Origin of the sequence: Frigoribacterium sp. 9N, assembly GCF_902506305.1 — a bacterium.
In the GTDB taxonomy this organism is placed as follows: Bacteria; Actinomycetota; Actinomycetes; order Actinomycetales; family Microbacteriaceae; genus Frigoribacterium.
Window position 1 is genome coordinate 2,293,872 of the sequence record NZ_LR733392.1, and the last position, 14,237, is coordinate 2,308,108.

Below are 14,237 nucleotides of genomic sequence, written 5' to 3' on the forward strand. Positions count from 1 at the left end.
GCAGCAGGTCCGGCTACGGGGCGGTCGGCAGGGACGGCATCGTCTGCACGAACTCGGCGAAGGCCACGATGAACACCGAGAACGCGACGACGATCGTGATCAGGTACACGGCGATGAAGAGCCACAGCGGCGCGAGCCCGCCACCGGTGCGACGCTTCACGACGACCGAGCGACCGACGACGTAGACGACCGTGAGGAACGCCCACGGCCACGGGAACGGCTTCACGATGCCCCGGGCCGTCAACGCCCGGTGGTCGAGCCAGGCGAAGACGACCGTCAGTGCGTAGACGAGCAGGCCGATGCCCATGTAGGCGAGGTAGCCCGGCGTGAAGGGCGACTGGTAGACGCCCGGGGTGATCGTGGCGGTGCGCTCGAGGTAGTCGCCGACGTCCCAGAAGGCGAGCCCGATCAGTTGCACCAGCGGCAGCAGGACGAGCACCCAGACGAACGGCGTCGAGGTGCTGACGCCGGGGTTGGTGCCCTTGAGCGGGTCGGCGTACCCACCGGGCCCGGGGTAGGGCTGCTGCCCCGGCTGCTGCGCCTGGGGGTGCTGGCTCTGGTACGGCGGGGAGTACCGGGGGTCCTGCTGGCTCTGGGGGTTCTGCTGGCTCTGGGGGTTCTGCCAGGGCTGCTGGCCGGGGGCGTCGCTCACGGTGTCTCCGTCGTCGTCGTGGGTGGGCAGGTCGGATCGTCGTCGCGCGTCGGGCCGCTCTCCGGCAGCGTAGTGCGGCGGCTCGACTCGGCGCCCGCTCCGGTTTCCGCCTGTGGACGGACCTGTGAGGGCAGCTCGGGTGGGAGGATGGTGGGAACCCCTCGACAGGAGATCACCCGTGGCGTCGCTCCCCCTTTCCGTCATCACCGCACTCGAGGCCTTCGCCGCACCCGATCGCAAACAATCCGTGCACGACCTCGCCGTCGACCCTGCCGGCCCCGAAGAGCAGGCCCTCGCCGACCTGACCGGGTCGGTCGAGTGGGTCGACATGGCCGTCGCCCACCCGCTCGGTCCCGACCGCAGCGACCCCGAGGGCATGCGCCGACTGCTGCAGGCGATGGGAGCAGAGGGCCGCTGCGCCGTCCTGTCGGCGTCGGGTTCCGAAGACGACCGCGACCTCGGCGGCGCCCTCGACGGCGTGCTGCACCAAGAAGGCGGCGCGCTCGTCGTCTGCCGTCCGGGTCCGCTCGCGCTGCTGATCACCGGCCGCGGCGAACACTGGCTGCTGAGCGACCGGGACATCCCCCAGCTGACCGGCCCGATCGGCGTCGTCACGCCGTAGGCGGCACCCTCCGGCGGCGATCCGGCACGAGCCGCATCCGTGGCCGCAGCGCGGCGCGTCGCCCGGACGTCAGCCGCGGCGGATCGGGTCGCCCGTCGTCAGCTGCCAGATCGCGACGCCGTGGAGCCCCTTCGACTCGGCCAGATCGGCGCGCGCGGTGATCGAGCGACCATCCGACCACCAGAGGGTCGAGCCGTCGCCGGGCGAGGCGGTGTACTCGGCCTGGTCGGCGTCCCACGAACCCGTGGACTGCGCAGCGGTGCGGGCCTCGGCGACCGACAGCGCGCCTCCTGCGGTGCCGTCGCCCGTCCACCGGTAGCCGTACCCCGCGACGCCGAGGTCGAGGCGGTCGGCCGGGACGGACTCGAGTGCGGCGTCGAGGACCTCGCCGACCCAGGGCAGGCCGCCGACGGGCCCCGGTTCGCTGAACCCGGCGCCGTGCTGGTCGTAGGCCATGAGCACGAACCGGTCGACGGAGTCGGACAGGGCGGCGAGGTCGTAGCCGAGGTCCGCGTATCCCGCCGGATCGGTGCTGGGCTGCAGGGCCATCGAGATGCTCGCGTCGTCGGGCAGGGCGTCGCGGAGCTCGGCGGCGAAGTCCACCAGCCCCGGGGCGTCCGCGGCCGAGAGCGACTCGAAGTCGATCTGGACGCCGTCCCAGCCGCCGTTGACGACTTCTCCGGTGAGGCCCGACACGACGAACTCGCGGTTGGCCCGGCTCGACAGCAGTTGCGACGCGAGCTCACCGCTGAAGCCGTCCTGGCCCGCGTTGACGACGAGCAGCTCGGCCTTCCCGCCCGCCGACTGGGCGGCCTCGCGGAGGGAGTTGGCGGACTCGTCGCTCGGTGCGACCCCGGCCCCGCCGGTCGTGATCGCGACGCCCGAGACGCCGACCGTGTCGATCGCCGCCCCGCTGCGGTCGAGCGCCTCGACGGCGGCCGTCGTCGCGTCGGGTGAGGCGATGGCGTAGCCCTCGACCGCGAGCCCTGCCGGGATCTTCGCCTGCGGCGCGACCGTCGGGTTGTTCCCGTCGGCCGAGCACGACGACATCGTGACCGCGAGCGAGGCGGCGAGCAGCAGGGCGGCGGTGCCGGCGGTCAGGGTGCGCACCGTGCCATCTTCGTCGATCCGGCGGAGCGGTGCGGCACGGGGCGGTGCCGTCCGGGGCGTGCTTGGCTCGTCGCATGGCAGACGACGGACGACAGCAGACCTGGGACGAGTTCCACGACGACGTGAACATGACGGCCTCGACGCTGCGCGAGTGGCTCGACACCGACGAGTCGCGCGAGGTGGGGCAGAAGGACGGCGGCGAGTCCGTCGGGCACGAGAGCGGCCGGCACATCGTGCGCATCCTCGAGAAGAAGAAGGCCGACCTGACCGACGCCGACTGGAAGCACATGGAGAAGGTCCACGGCTACGTCGCGCGCCACTCGAAGCAGCGTCCCTCGGGCGACGTCACCGACACGAAGTGGCGCTGGTCGCTCATGAACTGGGGTCACGACCCGCTAGCCTGACCGTCGATCGGCCCGACCGGCGGCCCGCGGGACCGGCAGACTGGTCCGATGAAGACCGCACTCGTCACCGGGGGCTCGCGGGGCATCGGCCTCGCCGTCGTCCGCGACCTCGCCCGCACCCACCACGTGATCGTCCACGGACGGGACGAGGAGGCGCTGCGGGCGATCACCGCCGACCTCCCGTCCGCGACGGCGTGGGCCGCGGACCTCTCGGGCCCGGCCCTCACGGTGCCGCCGCTCGACGGGCTCGACGTGCTGGTGCACGCGGCCGGCGTCATCGGCGGGCGCGCCGTCGCCGACACGGAGCGCGACGACTGGCGGCGCGTCTTCGAGGTGAACGTGTTCGCCGTCGCCGAGGTGACGCGGCAGCTGCTGCCGGCGCTGCGGGCGGCGCAGGGCACGGTCGTGTCGATCAACAGCGGCTCGGGGTTCACGGCAGGGCCCGACGGCAGCACCTACGCGGCGAGCAAGTTCGCCCTGCGCGCGCTGACCGACGCCCTGCGCGAAGAGGAACGTCCGCACGGCGTCCGGGTCAGCTCGGTGCACCCGGGCCGCGTCGACACCGACATGCAGCACGAGTTGGTCACGGCCGAGGGCGGCACGTACGACACGTCGCTCTACCTCGAACCGCAGTCCGTCGCGGACGCCGTGCGGCTCGTGGTCGACCTACCGCACGGGGCGACCGCCGAGGTCGTCTCGGTGCGCCCCACCCGCCGCGCCTGACCCGCCGGGGCCCGAGCGGCCGCGGCCCGGCCCGCGCCGGGCGCGCTGGCGGCGCCGGCCGGGTCAGGAGGCGCGGGTCGAGCAGCAGGGCCGGACGGCTGTCGCACCGCCGATCGAGCATCGCACCGCCCACTTCGGCGGTGCGACGTCCATCCGGTGGTGCGGACCGCGGGTGGTGCGGACGGCGGGTGGGTCAGCTGTAGTCGTGGCCCGAGACGCCGAGGGAGCGGTAGACGTACTCGCCGCCCTCGCTGGCGTCGTCGTCGAGCTCCCACATCAGGTCCTCGCCGTCGGAGGCCCCGGGACGCGTGACGCTCTTCTGCGGCAGCCCGTCGATGAGGGTGAGTTCTTCGGTGGTGGTCTCGTCGTGGCCGACGAAGCGGGCGGTGTAGGTCTGGTCGCTCATGGCGTGGACGGTACGCCGGGTGCTCCGAGGCGGTCCGTGGCACCCCCTCCCGGGCGCGGCCGGGCGCGGCCCACTACCGTTCACGGCATGAGCGAGAAGAAGGCCCCCGAGCCGGCGACCCTGTTGATCCTGGGCGCGAGCGGGGACCTCGCCGCGCGCCTCCTGATGCCCGGCCTCGGCGGCCTGTTGTCGATCGAGCCGCCCCGGCGCGTGCAGCTGATCGGCGCCGGCGTCGAGGAGTACACCGATGCCGAGTGGAAGGCACGCGTGAAGACGTCGTTCGACAGCGTCCACGCGAGCGGCCCCGCCGTCGACGCGTTGCTCGAGTCGACCACGTACATCACGGCCGACGTGACCGGGGCCGACGGCCTCCGCGGCCTCCTCGAGGCCTGTGACGCGCCTCCGTCCATCTACTTCGCGCTGCCGCCGGCCATTACCGAGAAGGCCTGTGCCGCCCTCCGCGAGGTCGACCTGCCCGAGGGCACGGCGCTCGCCCTCGAGAAGCCGTTCGGCACCGACCTCGCCAGTGCGAAGAAGCTGAACCGCGAGGTGCTGAAGCTCGTGCACGAGGACCAGGTGCACCGCGTCGACCACTTCCTGGGCCGCTCGACCGTGCTCAACCTGCTCGGCCTGCGGTTCGCGAACCGCCTGATCGAGCCCATGCTCAACAACCAGCACGTCGAGAGCATCGAGATCGTCTACGACGAAGAACTCGGCCTCGAGAACCGCGCGCGCTACTACGACCACGCCGGCGCCATGGTCGACATGATCCAGAGCCACCTGCTGCAGGTGATGGCCGTGCTGACGATGAACGCCCCCGCCACGCTCGGCGCGGCCGACCTGCGCGACGAGAAGGAGTTGGTGCTGCGCGCGACCCACGTCTGGGACGACGACGCCGTCGCGAACTCCCGCCGTGCCCGCTACGGGAAGGGCGAGGTGGACGGCCGCACCCTGCCCGCCTACGTCGACGAGGACGGCGTGGACCCGTCGCTCGAGACCGAGACGCTGGCCGAGGTCGTCGTCGAGGTGGCGAACTGGCGGTGGGCCGGCGTGCCGATCCTGCTGCGCTCGGGCAAGGCCCTGGCCTCGCGTCGCCGCGAGATCGTCATCACGTTCCGGCCGCCCACCCACGTCCCGAAGGAGTTCGTCGGCGGAGGCACCCCCGACCGCCTGCGCATCGCGATCTCACCCGACGAGATGTCGCTCGAGCTGAACGTCAACGGGCCGGGCGACTCGTACGACCTGTCGCGCGCCTCCCTGCACGCCGACTTCGGCGCGGCCGACCTGACGGCGTACGGCGAGGTGCTCGAGGGCATCCTCGACGACGACCCGACGCTCTCGGTGCGCGGCGACTCGGCGGAGGAGGGGTGGCGCATCGTCGCCCCCGTCGTCAAGGCCTGGAAGTCCGGCGAGGTCGCGATCGACGAGTACCCGGCGGGGTCGGCCGGACCGACGTCCTGGCCCGCGGGCGTGCACCAGAACGAGCCCGCCGTCCGCGCGCGCGAGGGCGCGAAGCTGGCGCACCGCGAGGACTGAGCCGGACCCGGCAGGCGCACGCCGCCTCGCGCACGCCGCCCCGCGCACGCCGCCACGAGGTGAACGATCCGCCACGCGATCGTGTGGCGGCGTGTTTACTTCGTGGCGGAGTGGGTCGGGGCCAGGGCGGGGCGGCAGGCAGGGGCGGCGCGAGTGCAGGAGGCGCGGTGCCGGCGGGCGGTCAGCCGAGGCTGACGAAGGTGCTCACGTCGTCGCGCGGCAGCTCGTCGGCGACGGCTCCCACCTGCATCCCCGCGACCGTGACGCGGCCGCCGTGGCTCGAGAGGAACGCCGTGTCGGAGGCGTCCCGTCCGGTCGCGATGCGCAGGAGCGTCTGACGCGGGGCCAGCCCGGTCGCGTCGACCACGTGCCAGGCACCGTCGACGAAGGCCTCGGCCACGGCGTGGAAGTCCATCGGGGACAGGCCCGGGGCGTAGACGCTGACGAGCCGCGCGGGAACGTCGAGCCCCCGCAGCAGGGCGATGACGAGGTGCGCGTAGTCGCGGCAGACGCCCTGCCGGTCGAGCAGGGTCTGCACCGCGCCGTCGGTCGGCGCGCTGGCCCCGGGCACGTAGGCGAGGTGCGAGCCGACCCACGTCGCGACCGCGGCGAGCAGCTCGCGCCCCTCGAGCCCGCCGAACTCGGCGCGGGCGGTCGGGCTGAGCGTGTCCGACTCGCAGTAGCGGCTGGGGCGCCGGTAGCGCACGAGGTCGAGGTCGTCGACGGCGGGTTCGTCGAGTCGTCCGTCGACGACGACCCGGTAGTCGACGGTGACCCGGCCGGCCCCGACCTCGCACAGGTGGAGGAGGGTGCCGTGGTGGTCGTGCAGCTCGCGGACCTCGAGGGGTGCGCCGTGCTCGGTGACGGCCAGCGCCTCCTCGGTGATGCGGGCGGTGCCTGCCTGCGCCACCGCGTCGGGCGCGGCGTAGGCGCGGGAGGCGGCGATCGACAGGACGAACTCGGCGGGGCCGTCGACGTCGAACTCGAGCCGGGCGGACGCGGTGCGCTTCATGACCAGAGGGTGGCACGGTCGTGAGTCGAACGTGTTTCGGGGTCCGCCGTGAAGCGGCTGCGACCCTGCTGGGACCGTCGCTCGATGTCGGTGGTGGCGGGTTGGATGAGCGCATGCCCTCGTACCGCGTCACGCTCACCGTCGGCACCCTGCGCCCCGGGGTGCGGCCCGATTCGGTGCTGCCCGCGGCCGCTGCGAGTGCGGCCGGGTTGACGACCGTCGAGGCCAGCGACGTCACGCTCGTGCGCGGTGAGCCACGGTTGGTGGTGCGCTACGAATGTGCCGCCGACGAGCCCGCACACCGCATCGGGGCCGTCGTCGAGGCGACCGTGGGCGAGCTGGCCGACGTGGTCCAGGGACGCGTGACGCGCCGCGACGGCGGGGCGTGGACGCTGGTGGGCGCGGTCTGACCCGGGTGACGTCGGGCCGGCATCCCTCGATGCGTGGGACCCGCCGCGCGTAGGCTCCCGACATGGGGACGACGACGCGGACGCTGCTCACGACCACTGCTCGCACGGGGGTGGCCGCGGCGACGGTCCTGCTCGCCTCGGGGCTGTTGACGGCCTGCAGCGACGGCGAGGACGACCCCGTGGTTACCGTCAGCCCGAGCGTCAGCCCGTCGGCGACGCCCGAGAGCCCGACACCGGCGCCCGTGCCTCCCACCGACGGCATCGTGACGCCGTCGGTGGGCCCGACCAGCCCCAGCCCGCGTCCCACACCGGTCACCACCGACAAGCCCACCGACCGGCAGACGATCCCCCCGCAGAACTAGCGGTGGCGCCCGGTGGCGCGGCAGTGCAGGCCCTTGACGCGGCAGTGCAGGCCCGTGGCGCGGCAGTGCAGGCCCGTGGCGCGGCAGTGCGCCCCCGTGGCGCGGCATCGCACCACGAACTGAACGTCGCACCCCGGATCTCCGCGGTGCGACGTTCAGGAGGCGGTGCGACGTCCGGCAGGCGAGGCGAGCCGAGCCCGGGCCGACCCGCTCAGTACCAGTTGACGGACTGCGAGTGCGACCAGGCGCCGCACGGGGTGCCGTAGACCGACTTGATGTAGCCGAGCCCCCAGGTGATCTGGGTCTTGGCGCTCGTGGCCCAGTCGCTCCCGGCCGAGGCCATCTTGCTGCCGGGCAGCGCCTGCGGGATGCCGGTCGCGCCGCTGGGGTTGTAGGCCTTGTAGTTCCAGCCCGACTCCTTCGTCCAGAGCGAGACGAGGCACGAGAACTGGTCGCTGCCCCAGCCGTACTGGGACGACGCGAGGGACTGGGCCGTGGCCTTGGCCCCGTCGACCGAGTTGTCGGCGGCGGCGCGGGCGGCCTCGGCGGCGGCCGCGGCGTCGGCGGCGGCCTTCGCCTCGGCGGCGGCCTGGGCCTCTGCGGCGGCCTGCGCGGCAGCGGCGTCGGCAGCGGCCTGTCGGTCGGCCTCGGCGGCGGCGGACTGGACGGTCTGCGCCGAGAGCGCGGTCTTCTCGACGCGGTCGTTCAGCGTCGAGGCGTCGAGCTTCTCGTAGTCGGCCAGGGAGGCGACCTGGGTCTGCAAGTCGCTGGCGTCGGTCCGGCTCGAGGTCGAGGCCACGACCTGGTTCGCGATCTGGATCGTCGAGCGCGCCTTGGCCTGGGCCAACGAGGTGGCGATGTCCGCCTTCTGCTGCTTGACGTCGGCGGCGTGCTGCTCGGCCGAGATGGTGTCGGCACCGGCGGCCGACATCGAGGTGACCGCGAAGCCGGTGCCCGTGACGAGGGCGACCGCGGCGACGCCACCGATCAGCGAGAGGCGACGACGGGCGGTGCGACGGCGTCCGGCGGAGAGCGAGCGGCGCGTGGCGGGAGCCTCGGCGGCGGCCGCGGCGTCCGCGCCGGAGGCAGGGGTGTTCTCGGGGGTCATGTGGTCCTCGTGCTCGGCCGACCCGCGCCTCCGTTCGGGCAGGGCGCACACGGCGGTGCCGCACGGGCGCGGGGCGCTCGGGGCGGCGGGACCCCGCGGCAGAGGCGGGGGAAGCCGTGACAGGTCGGTGTCGGTCTCGCGAGGCCGTGGGGCCTCGACTCGTCCGCCGCAGCTGCCCTGCCGAGTCGGACTCGGTCGGGAGGGGCGCACGCGCCCGGGCGAAGTGACGAGTATGCAGAGACTTCCTGAGTAGAACCACACAATGCACTGTCGAACCGGGCAGTCCGGCGCATCATCCCAGCGGATGACATCGGCTCGCGCCTCCCTCATCCGAGCGAAGGAGGCGCGGGCCGGGCAGGTCAGCGGCTCGCGATCACGACGCCTCGGGCGCCGCCACGAGGTCCTCCGCGACGCGGGTTCGACGCCAGGCCCCCGTCGCCACGTACTTGACCATCACGTTGAGCACGGCGACCGTCGGCACGGCGAAGAGCGCGCCCGGGATGCCGGCCACGTACGACCCTCCCGCCACGGCGAAGACCACCGCGAGCGGATGCACGCGGACGGCCGAGCCCATGACCAGCGGCTGCAGCACGTGGGCTTCGAGCAGGTGCACGACGAGCACTCCGGCCAGCATGACCACGGCCTGGACCGGCCCCGCGAAGACGAGGGCGACGATCACGGCGAGCGCGCCGGTCACGATGGCCCCGACGACCGGGATGAACGACGCCAGGAAGACGAGGATCGCGATCGGCACGGCGAGCGGCAGCCCGAGGAAGAACGCGATGAGGCCGATGCCGACGGCGTTGACCGCGGCGACGACGATCTGCACGCGGACGAACGAGGTCAGCGTGTGCCAGCCGGCCTGGCCGGCCCCGTCGACGGCGGGGCGCGCCGCCTTCGGGAAGAGGCGGACGGTCCAGGCCCAGACCCCGCGACCGTCGATCATCAGGAAGATCGTGGCGAACAGGGTCAGGAGTCCCCCGGCCAGCAGGTGCCCGGCCGCGGTGCCGATCGACAGCACGCCGCTGAGGATCGCCTTGCTCTCGGTCTGCAGCGCGTTCTGCGCGTCCTTGAGGTAGCCGGTCACGTCGGCGTTCGTGAGGCTCAACGGCGGCCCCTGGAGCAAGGTCGTCAGCTGGTCGTACTGCGCCACGGACTGCTTCTCGATCTGCGGCAGTCCGGCCCGGATCTGCGTCACGGCGAGCAGCACGAGGCCCCCGACGACGACCACCCCGGCCAGCAACGCGGCCACGATGGCGAGCCACCGCGGCCACCGGTGCCGGTGCAGGAACCCCGCGACCGGCACCAGGAACGCCGACACGAGGATCGCGATCAGCAGCGGCACCACGATCTCCTCGAGCGTGGCGATCAGCCAGAAGAGCACGGCCAGCGCGGCGGCGACCGCGAGCAGGCGCCAGGCCCAGGCACCCGCGATCAGCATGCCCGGGGGCAGCGTGGCCGGGGGCAGCACGGCCACGGGCGGCACGGCCGAGGGCGGCGCGGCCTCGGCCGGGTCGGCGGTGCGGGTCGCGTCGTCCGCGACGCCCCCGTCTGTGGCTGCACCCTGGGGGTGCTGGGAGCGACGTGAGAACTTCATGAGCCGAGTGTCCGGCCGCGGGGCTATCAACCGGCTGTGACTTCGCTGACCCGCCCCGCGCCTCCTCGGCTCGCCCTGGACCACCGCATGGCGGGCGCACCGGCCACCGGGTGGGCCGGTCAGCCCTCGGGCGCGAACCTCGGGCCGTCGTGCCCGTCGCGTCGCACGTGCTCGGACCAGGCCGCGAGGGGCCGAACCCAGAGGCCCTGCTCGCCGTAGAGCGCGCGGTAGACGACGAGCGGCTCGTCGGTCTCGCTGTGGCGGGCGGTGCCGAGCACCTCGTAACGGCCGCCCTTGAAGTGGCGGTAGAACCCGGGAGCGGGAGGGGTGTCGGCGGTCATCCCGCGAGCCTAGACGGGCGGTGAGGGGCACCATGGTCGGGTGACCCAGGACGCCCCCCGCCCCACCGCCAGCACGCCGACCGCCCCCGGCGAACCGGTCGTCGACACCGACGACCGCGCCGCCCGCCGCGAGTTCGACACCCCGTCGGGCCGCATCGTGGGTCGGGTCGACGGCGAGGTCGTGCGGGTGCTCGGCGTGCCCTACGCCGAGGCCGACCGCTTCGAGCCGCCGCGTCCGGTCGCACCCTGGCCCTCCCCGCTGCTCGCCTTCGACCGCGCCCCCGCCTCACCGCAGGTCGCGTCGCCCGGGCTCGACGCCCTGATCGAGGGCGCCGCCGTCGGCATGGTCGACGACGAGCACTGCCAGCGCCTCTCGATCACCCTGCCCGCCGACCTCCTCGCCGACGAGCGCGTGCCGGTCATGGTGTGGATCCACGGCGGCTCGTACGTCTCGGGGGCGGGCGACCTGCGCGTCTACGACCCGCGCGCCCTCGTCGCCGAGCAGCGCGTGATCGTCGTCACCGTGACCTACCGGCTGGGCATGCTCGGTTTCTTCGGCGTCGGCGACGAGCTGCCCGCCAACCTCGGACTGCTCGACCAGCTCGCGGCCGTCCGCTGGGTGCACGAGACGATCGAGGCGTTCGGGGGCGACTCGAGCCGCATCACCCTGTTCGGCCAGTCGGCCGGCGGCGACGCGATCGCGCACCTGATGATCAGCGAGGGCGCCCGGGGGCTCTTCGCCCGGGCCATCGTGCAGAGCGCCCCGCTCGGCATCGTGCGCGGCCGCAGCCGCATGGTGAAGGCGATGACGGAGGCGGTGGGCACGCCCCGCAAGGACGCTCCGCTCGACGAGCTGCTCGCCGGGCAGTCCGTGGCCGAGCGGGCGGCGAAGCGCTTCGGCCTGCGCGGCGGCATGGCCTTCGGGCTGCAGTACGGGCGGGCACCGCTGCCGACCGAGTCCGCCGCCGACGCCGCGTGGCGCGAGGTCGCGCCCGAGATCGACCTGCTGATCGGCGCGACGGCCGACGAGACCGCGGTGTTCGCCGAGTTCTCCCCCCTGCTGCAGCGGATGTTCGGCCTGCCCGTGGTCGGCCGGGCGATCCGACGCCTGATGATCGACGCCACGACGAAGGCCGTCTACCACCGGGCCGGTCGGGCCTTCGCCGAGCGGCACCGCGCCGCGGGCGGGCGCGTCTCGACGTTCGAGTTCACCTGGGAGCCCGAGGGCACGGCGTTCGGCGCCGCCCACATCACCGAGCTGCCGCTGCTGCTCGGCGGCCGCGAGGCCTGGGCGCACACCCGCCTGGTCGGCACCACCGACTGGGAGGACGTCGACCGCCGCGGCCGAAAGGTGCGCCAGATCTGGGCCGACTTCGCCCGCACCGGCACGGTGGCAGCCGACGCGACGGCCGGCCTCGCCGACACCCTGGTCGTCCACCGCCGCTGAGCCGGTCCGTCCTGGGTGCCCTCGCCCGCGCCTCCTCTCGTCCCCGGGCACGGCTCCTCGCGTCCACAGGCGCGGCTCCTCTCATCCACAGGCGCGGCCCGGGGTTCGCGTGCGAGCGAGCCGCGACAATACGATCGACGGCAGAACCGATGCGCCGACGTCGCCGTACTCGCCCGCCCCGCCGTGCCCCGGCGCCGAGCACCTGAGGACCCCCGTGAAGAAGTTCCGCCGCAACCAGGCGCGCATGCACCTCGTCATGATGCTGACGCTGACGTTCACCACCGGCATCATCGACGCCGTCGGCTACCTCGGCCTCGACCGGGTGTTCACCGCGAACATGACCGGCAACGTGGTCATCCTCGGCATGGCCATCGCCCAGGCCGACGGTCTGCCGATCGTGGGCCCGATCGTGGCCCTCGCCGCGTTCCTGCTCGGAGCGGCGATCGGCGGCCGGGTGCTGCGCGGCGGCCGTGCCGGGTGGTCGGGCCGCAGCACGACCTCGTTCGGCGTGACCGGCGGCGTGCTGCTCGGCCTCGGCATCTCGACCTTCTTCGTCGTGCCCGAAGAGAACACGCCGTGGGCCTTCACGATCACCGGCCTGCTGGGCGCCGCGATGGGGCTGCAGGCCGCCGCCGCGCGCAAGATCGCCGTGGCCGACGTCACGACCGTGGTGGTCACGTCGACCATCGTCGGGCTCGCGTCCGAGTCGAAGCTCGCCGGCGGCACGGGCAAGAACTTCCCCCGGCGCGTGCTCGCCGTGGTGCTCATCCTCGCCGGTGCGGGCGTCGGGGCCCTGCTGCTGCAGGTGCACATCGGCGTGGGCATGGGCGTCGCGGGCGGGCTGACGCTGCTCGTCGCCCTGACCGGACACCTGCTGCGCGAGCGGCGGAAAGAGGTCGAAGCGCGCGAGGCCGAGGCGGCCGCAGCGACGGCGTCGGCGACTCCGACTGCCTCCGCGACGTCCGGCGGAGTCCAGGAGGCGCGCTCGGCGACGAGCGGAGCGAACGGTGACGCTCGTGGCTGACGCCCTGCACCACGACCTCGTCGTCCGGGCCCGTCGTGCGTTGGTCGACGGCGACTGGCGCGAGGCGAGCGTCGTCGTCCGTGACGGCCGCGTCGTCGCGATCGGCGGCCTCACCGACTGGGTCGACGCCACCGTCGACGTGACCCTGCCCGACGACCAGGTGCTGCTGCCCGGCGTCGTCGACAGCCACGTGCACGTCAACGAGCCCGGACGCACCGAGTGGGAGGGCTTCGCGACCGCGACCCGGGCCGCCGCCGCCGGGGGTGTCACGACGATCGTCGACATGCCCCTCAACAGCATCCCGCCGACGACGACCGTCGAGGCCCTCGAGCAGAAGCGGGCCGCCGCCGGGCCCCAGTCGGTCGTCGACGTCGGGTTCTGGGGCGGAGCGATCCCGGCGAACCTCGGCACGGGCGACCTGCGGGCGCTGCACGAGGCCGGCGTCTTCGGGTTCAAGGCGTTCCTGTCGCCGTCGGGCGTCGACGAGTTCCCCCACCTGTCGACCGAGCAGCTGCACCGGGCGATGGCCGAGCTGGCCGACTTCGACGGCCTGCTGATCGTGCACGCGGAAGACCCCGACGGGCTCGACGCCGCCGCGGCCTCGCCGACCGGCGCCGATGACGCGGCCGGCGGCGCCGAGGCCGGAGGCGGTGCCGGCGCCGGTGCCTCGTCCGCCGAAACACCCGCAGGAGGCGCGGCCTACGACGCGTTCGTCCGCTCGCGTCCCGACGTGGTCGAGCGCACGGCGATCGAACAAGTGGTCGACGCCCTCCGCGCCACGGGTGGTCGTGCCCACGTCCTGCACCTCTCGTCCGCGACGGCGCTCGACACCATCCGCGCCGCCAAGGCCGAGGGCCTGCGGCTCACGGTCGAGACCTGCCCGCACTATCTCACCTTCGACGCCGAGCACATCGGTGACGGCGCGACGCAGTTCAAGTGCTGCCCGCCGATCCGTGGCGAGGCCAACCGAGAGCTGCTCTGGCAGGCGCTCGTCGACGGCACGATCGACGTCGTCGCGAGCGACCACTCCCCCTCGACCCGCGAGCTCAAGTTCGCCGGTGGCCCCGACGCCGCGCACGGCGACTTCGACGTGGCGTGGGGCGGCATCTCGGGTCTCGAGTTGAGCTTCCGTGCCGTGTGGACCGGGGCCCGGCAGCGCGGCATCCCGCTCGAGGCCGTCGTCGGCTGGATGTCCCGGGGCACGGCGGCCCTCGTCGGCCTGCCCACGAAGGGGCGGATCGCCGTCGGCGCCGACGCCGACCTCGTCGCGTTCGCCCCCGAGACACCCGTGACGATCGACGTCGACGACCTCTCGCACCGCAACCCCGTGACCGCGTACGACGACGCACGCCTGTTCGGCGAGGTCGCGGCGACGTGGGTGGGGGGCTGGCTGGCGGGGCCGAGCGCGCCTCCTGCGCGGTTGCTCGTCCGTCCCGACACCGGGGTCGCCTCGTGAGGGGCGGCCCCAGCGCCTTCGCCGAGG

The 14,237-nt window shown here is 73.7% G+C and carries 16 protein-coding genes; 9 read left to right on the forward strand and 7 right to left on the reverse strand.

Annotation, left to right across the window (positions count from 1 at the left end):
• Nucleotides 1–13 precede the first annotated feature (13 nt).
• Nucleotides 14–652 carry a hypothetical protein gene (locus ARTHRO9V_RS13810; protein WP_159827954.1) on the reverse strand — a complete coding sequence of 213 codons (639 nt, stop codon included), beginning with the start codon at nucleotides 650–652 and terminating at the stop codon, nucleotides 14–16.
• A 178-nt stretch (nucleotides 653–830) separates the two neighbouring features.
• Here ARTHRO9V_RS13810 and ARTHRO9V_RS13815 point away from each other — a divergent pair, with 178 nt between their 5' ends.
• Entirely contained in the window at nucleotides 831–1,274 is a 444-nt protein-coding gene (locus tag ARTHRO9V_RS13815; RefSeq protein WP_043596785.1) for a hypothetical protein, read from the forward strand.
• A gap of 69 nt (nucleotides 1,275–1,343) precedes the next feature.
• On the opposite strand, the gene ARTHRO9V_RS13820 is transcribed toward ARTHRO9V_RS13815, so the two are convergent.
• Nucleotides 1,344–2,384, reverse strand: coding sequence for a glycosyl hydrolase family 18 protein (locus ARTHRO9V_RS13820; RefSeq protein WP_159827957.1), 1,041 nt, complete (start codon nucleotides 2,382–2,384; stop codon nucleotides 1,344–1,346).
• Nucleotides 2,385–2,458: 74 nt separating this feature from the next.
• On the opposite strand from ARTHRO9V_RS13820, the gene ARTHRO9V_RS13825 reads away from it, so the two are divergent.
• Together ARTHRO9V_RS13825 and ARTHRO9V_RS13830 are read left to right on the forward strand one after the other, a co-directional pair.
• Complete coding sequence (locus ARTHRO9V_RS13825; protein ID WP_056043833.1) at nucleotides 2,459–2,788, forward strand: DUF3140 domain-containing protein; 330 nt, start codon at nucleotides 2,459–2,461, stop codon at nucleotides 2,786–2,788.
• A gap of 48 nt (nucleotides 2,789–2,836) precedes the next feature.
• Nucleotides 2,837–3,511: an SDR family oxidoreductase gene (locus ARTHRO9V_RS13830; protein ID WP_123571358.1), complete on the forward strand. Its 675-nt coding sequence runs from the start codon at nucleotides 2,837–2,839 to the stop codon at nucleotides 3,509–3,511.
• A gap of 193 nt (nucleotides 3,512–3,704) precedes the next feature.
• Here the strand turns inward: ARTHRO9V_RS13830 and ARTHRO9V_RS13835 are convergent, their stop codons facing one another.
• Complete coding sequence (locus ARTHRO9V_RS13835; protein ID WP_043596779.1) at nucleotides 3,705–3,917, reverse strand: hypothetical protein; 213 nt, start codon at nucleotides 3,915–3,917, stop codon at nucleotides 3,705–3,707.
• Nucleotides 3,918–4,004: 87 nt separating this feature from the next.
• Between ARTHRO9V_RS13835 and ARTHRO9V_RS13840 the strand changes: the two genes are divergently transcribed.
• Nucleotides 4,005–5,453, forward strand: coding sequence for a glucose-6-phosphate dehydrogenase (locus ARTHRO9V_RS13840; RefSeq protein ID WP_159827960.1), 1,449 nt, complete (start codon nucleotides 4,005–4,007; stop codon nucleotides 5,451–5,453).
• 181 nt (nucleotides 5,454–5,634) lie between these two features.
• On the opposite strand, the gene ARTHRO9V_RS13845 is transcribed toward ARTHRO9V_RS13840, so the two are convergent.
• Nucleotides 5,635–6,465, reverse strand: coding sequence for a transglutaminase family protein (locus ARTHRO9V_RS13845; RefSeq protein ID WP_159827963.1), 831 nt, complete (start codon nucleotides 6,463–6,465; stop codon nucleotides 5,635–5,637).
• Between the two features lie 113 nt (nucleotides 6,466–6,578).
• Here ARTHRO9V_RS13845 and ARTHRO9V_RS13850 point away from each other — a divergent pair, with 113 nt between their 5' ends.
• Complete coding sequence (locus ARTHRO9V_RS13850; RefSeq protein ID WP_043596776.1) at nucleotides 6,579–6,875, forward strand: hypothetical protein; 297 nt, start codon at nucleotides 6,579–6,581, stop codon at nucleotides 6,873–6,875.
• A gap of 62 nt (nucleotides 6,876–6,937) precedes the next feature.
• Nucleotides 6,938–7,237 (forward strand): hypothetical protein, encoded by a 300-nt coding sequence (locus ARTHRO9V_RS13855; RefSeq protein ID WP_159827966.1) that lies wholly within the window; start codon nucleotides 6,938–6,940, stop codon nucleotides 7,235–7,237.
• Nucleotides 7,238–7,448: 211 nt separating this feature from the next.
• Here ARTHRO9V_RS13855 and ARTHRO9V_RS13860 read toward each other — a convergent pair whose 3' ends face one another.
• From ARTHRO9V_RS13860 to ARTHRO9V_RS13870, 3 genes are all read right to left on the reverse strand, one after another.
• On the reverse strand, nucleotides 7,449–8,345 hold the full coding sequence (locus tag ARTHRO9V_RS13860; protein WP_201298949.1) for a phospholipase: 897 nt from the start codon (nucleotides 8,343–8,345) through the stop codon (nucleotides 7,449–7,451).
• A 373-nt stretch (nucleotides 8,346–8,718) separates the two neighbouring features.
• Nucleotides 8,719–9,942 carry an AI-2E family transporter gene (locus tag ARTHRO9V_RS13865; RefSeq protein ID WP_236557055.1) on the reverse strand — a complete coding sequence of 408 codons (1,224 nt, stop codon included), beginning with the start codon at nucleotides 9,940–9,942 and terminating at the stop codon, nucleotides 8,719–8,721.
• Between the two features lie 119 nt (nucleotides 9,943–10,061).
• Nucleotides 10,062–10,283, reverse strand: a complete 222-nt coding sequence (locus tag ARTHRO9V_RS13870) for a DUF1653 domain-containing protein (RefSeq protein ID WP_159827969.1) — start codon at nucleotides 10,281–10,283, stop codon at nucleotides 10,062–10,064.
• 40 nt (nucleotides 10,284–10,323) lie between these two features.
• Between ARTHRO9V_RS13870 and ARTHRO9V_RS13875 the strand changes: the two genes are divergently transcribed.
• From ARTHRO9V_RS13875 to ARTHRO9V_RS13885, 3 genes are all read left to right on the forward strand, one after another.
• Nucleotides 10,324–11,730, forward strand: coding sequence for a carboxylesterase family protein (locus tag ARTHRO9V_RS13875; RefSeq protein ID WP_082460074.1), 1,407 nt, complete (start codon nucleotides 10,324–10,326; stop codon nucleotides 11,728–11,730).
• Between the two features lie 214 nt (nucleotides 11,731–11,944).
• Nucleotides 11,945–12,754, forward strand: a complete 810-nt coding sequence (locus ARTHRO9V_RS13880) for a DUF1275 family protein (RefSeq protein WP_236557056.1) — start codon at nucleotides 11,945–11,947, stop codon at nucleotides 12,752–12,754.
• Nucleotides 12,747–14,210, forward strand: a complete 1,464-nt coding sequence (locus tag ARTHRO9V_RS13885) for an amidohydrolase family protein (protein WP_236557057.1) — start codon at nucleotides 12,747–12,749, stop codon at nucleotides 14,208–14,210. Before ARTHRO9V_RS13880 ends, ARTHRO9V_RS13885 begins: the two co-directional genes overlap by 8 nt.
• The last annotated feature ends 27 nt before the right edge of the window (nucleotides 14,211–14,237 follow it).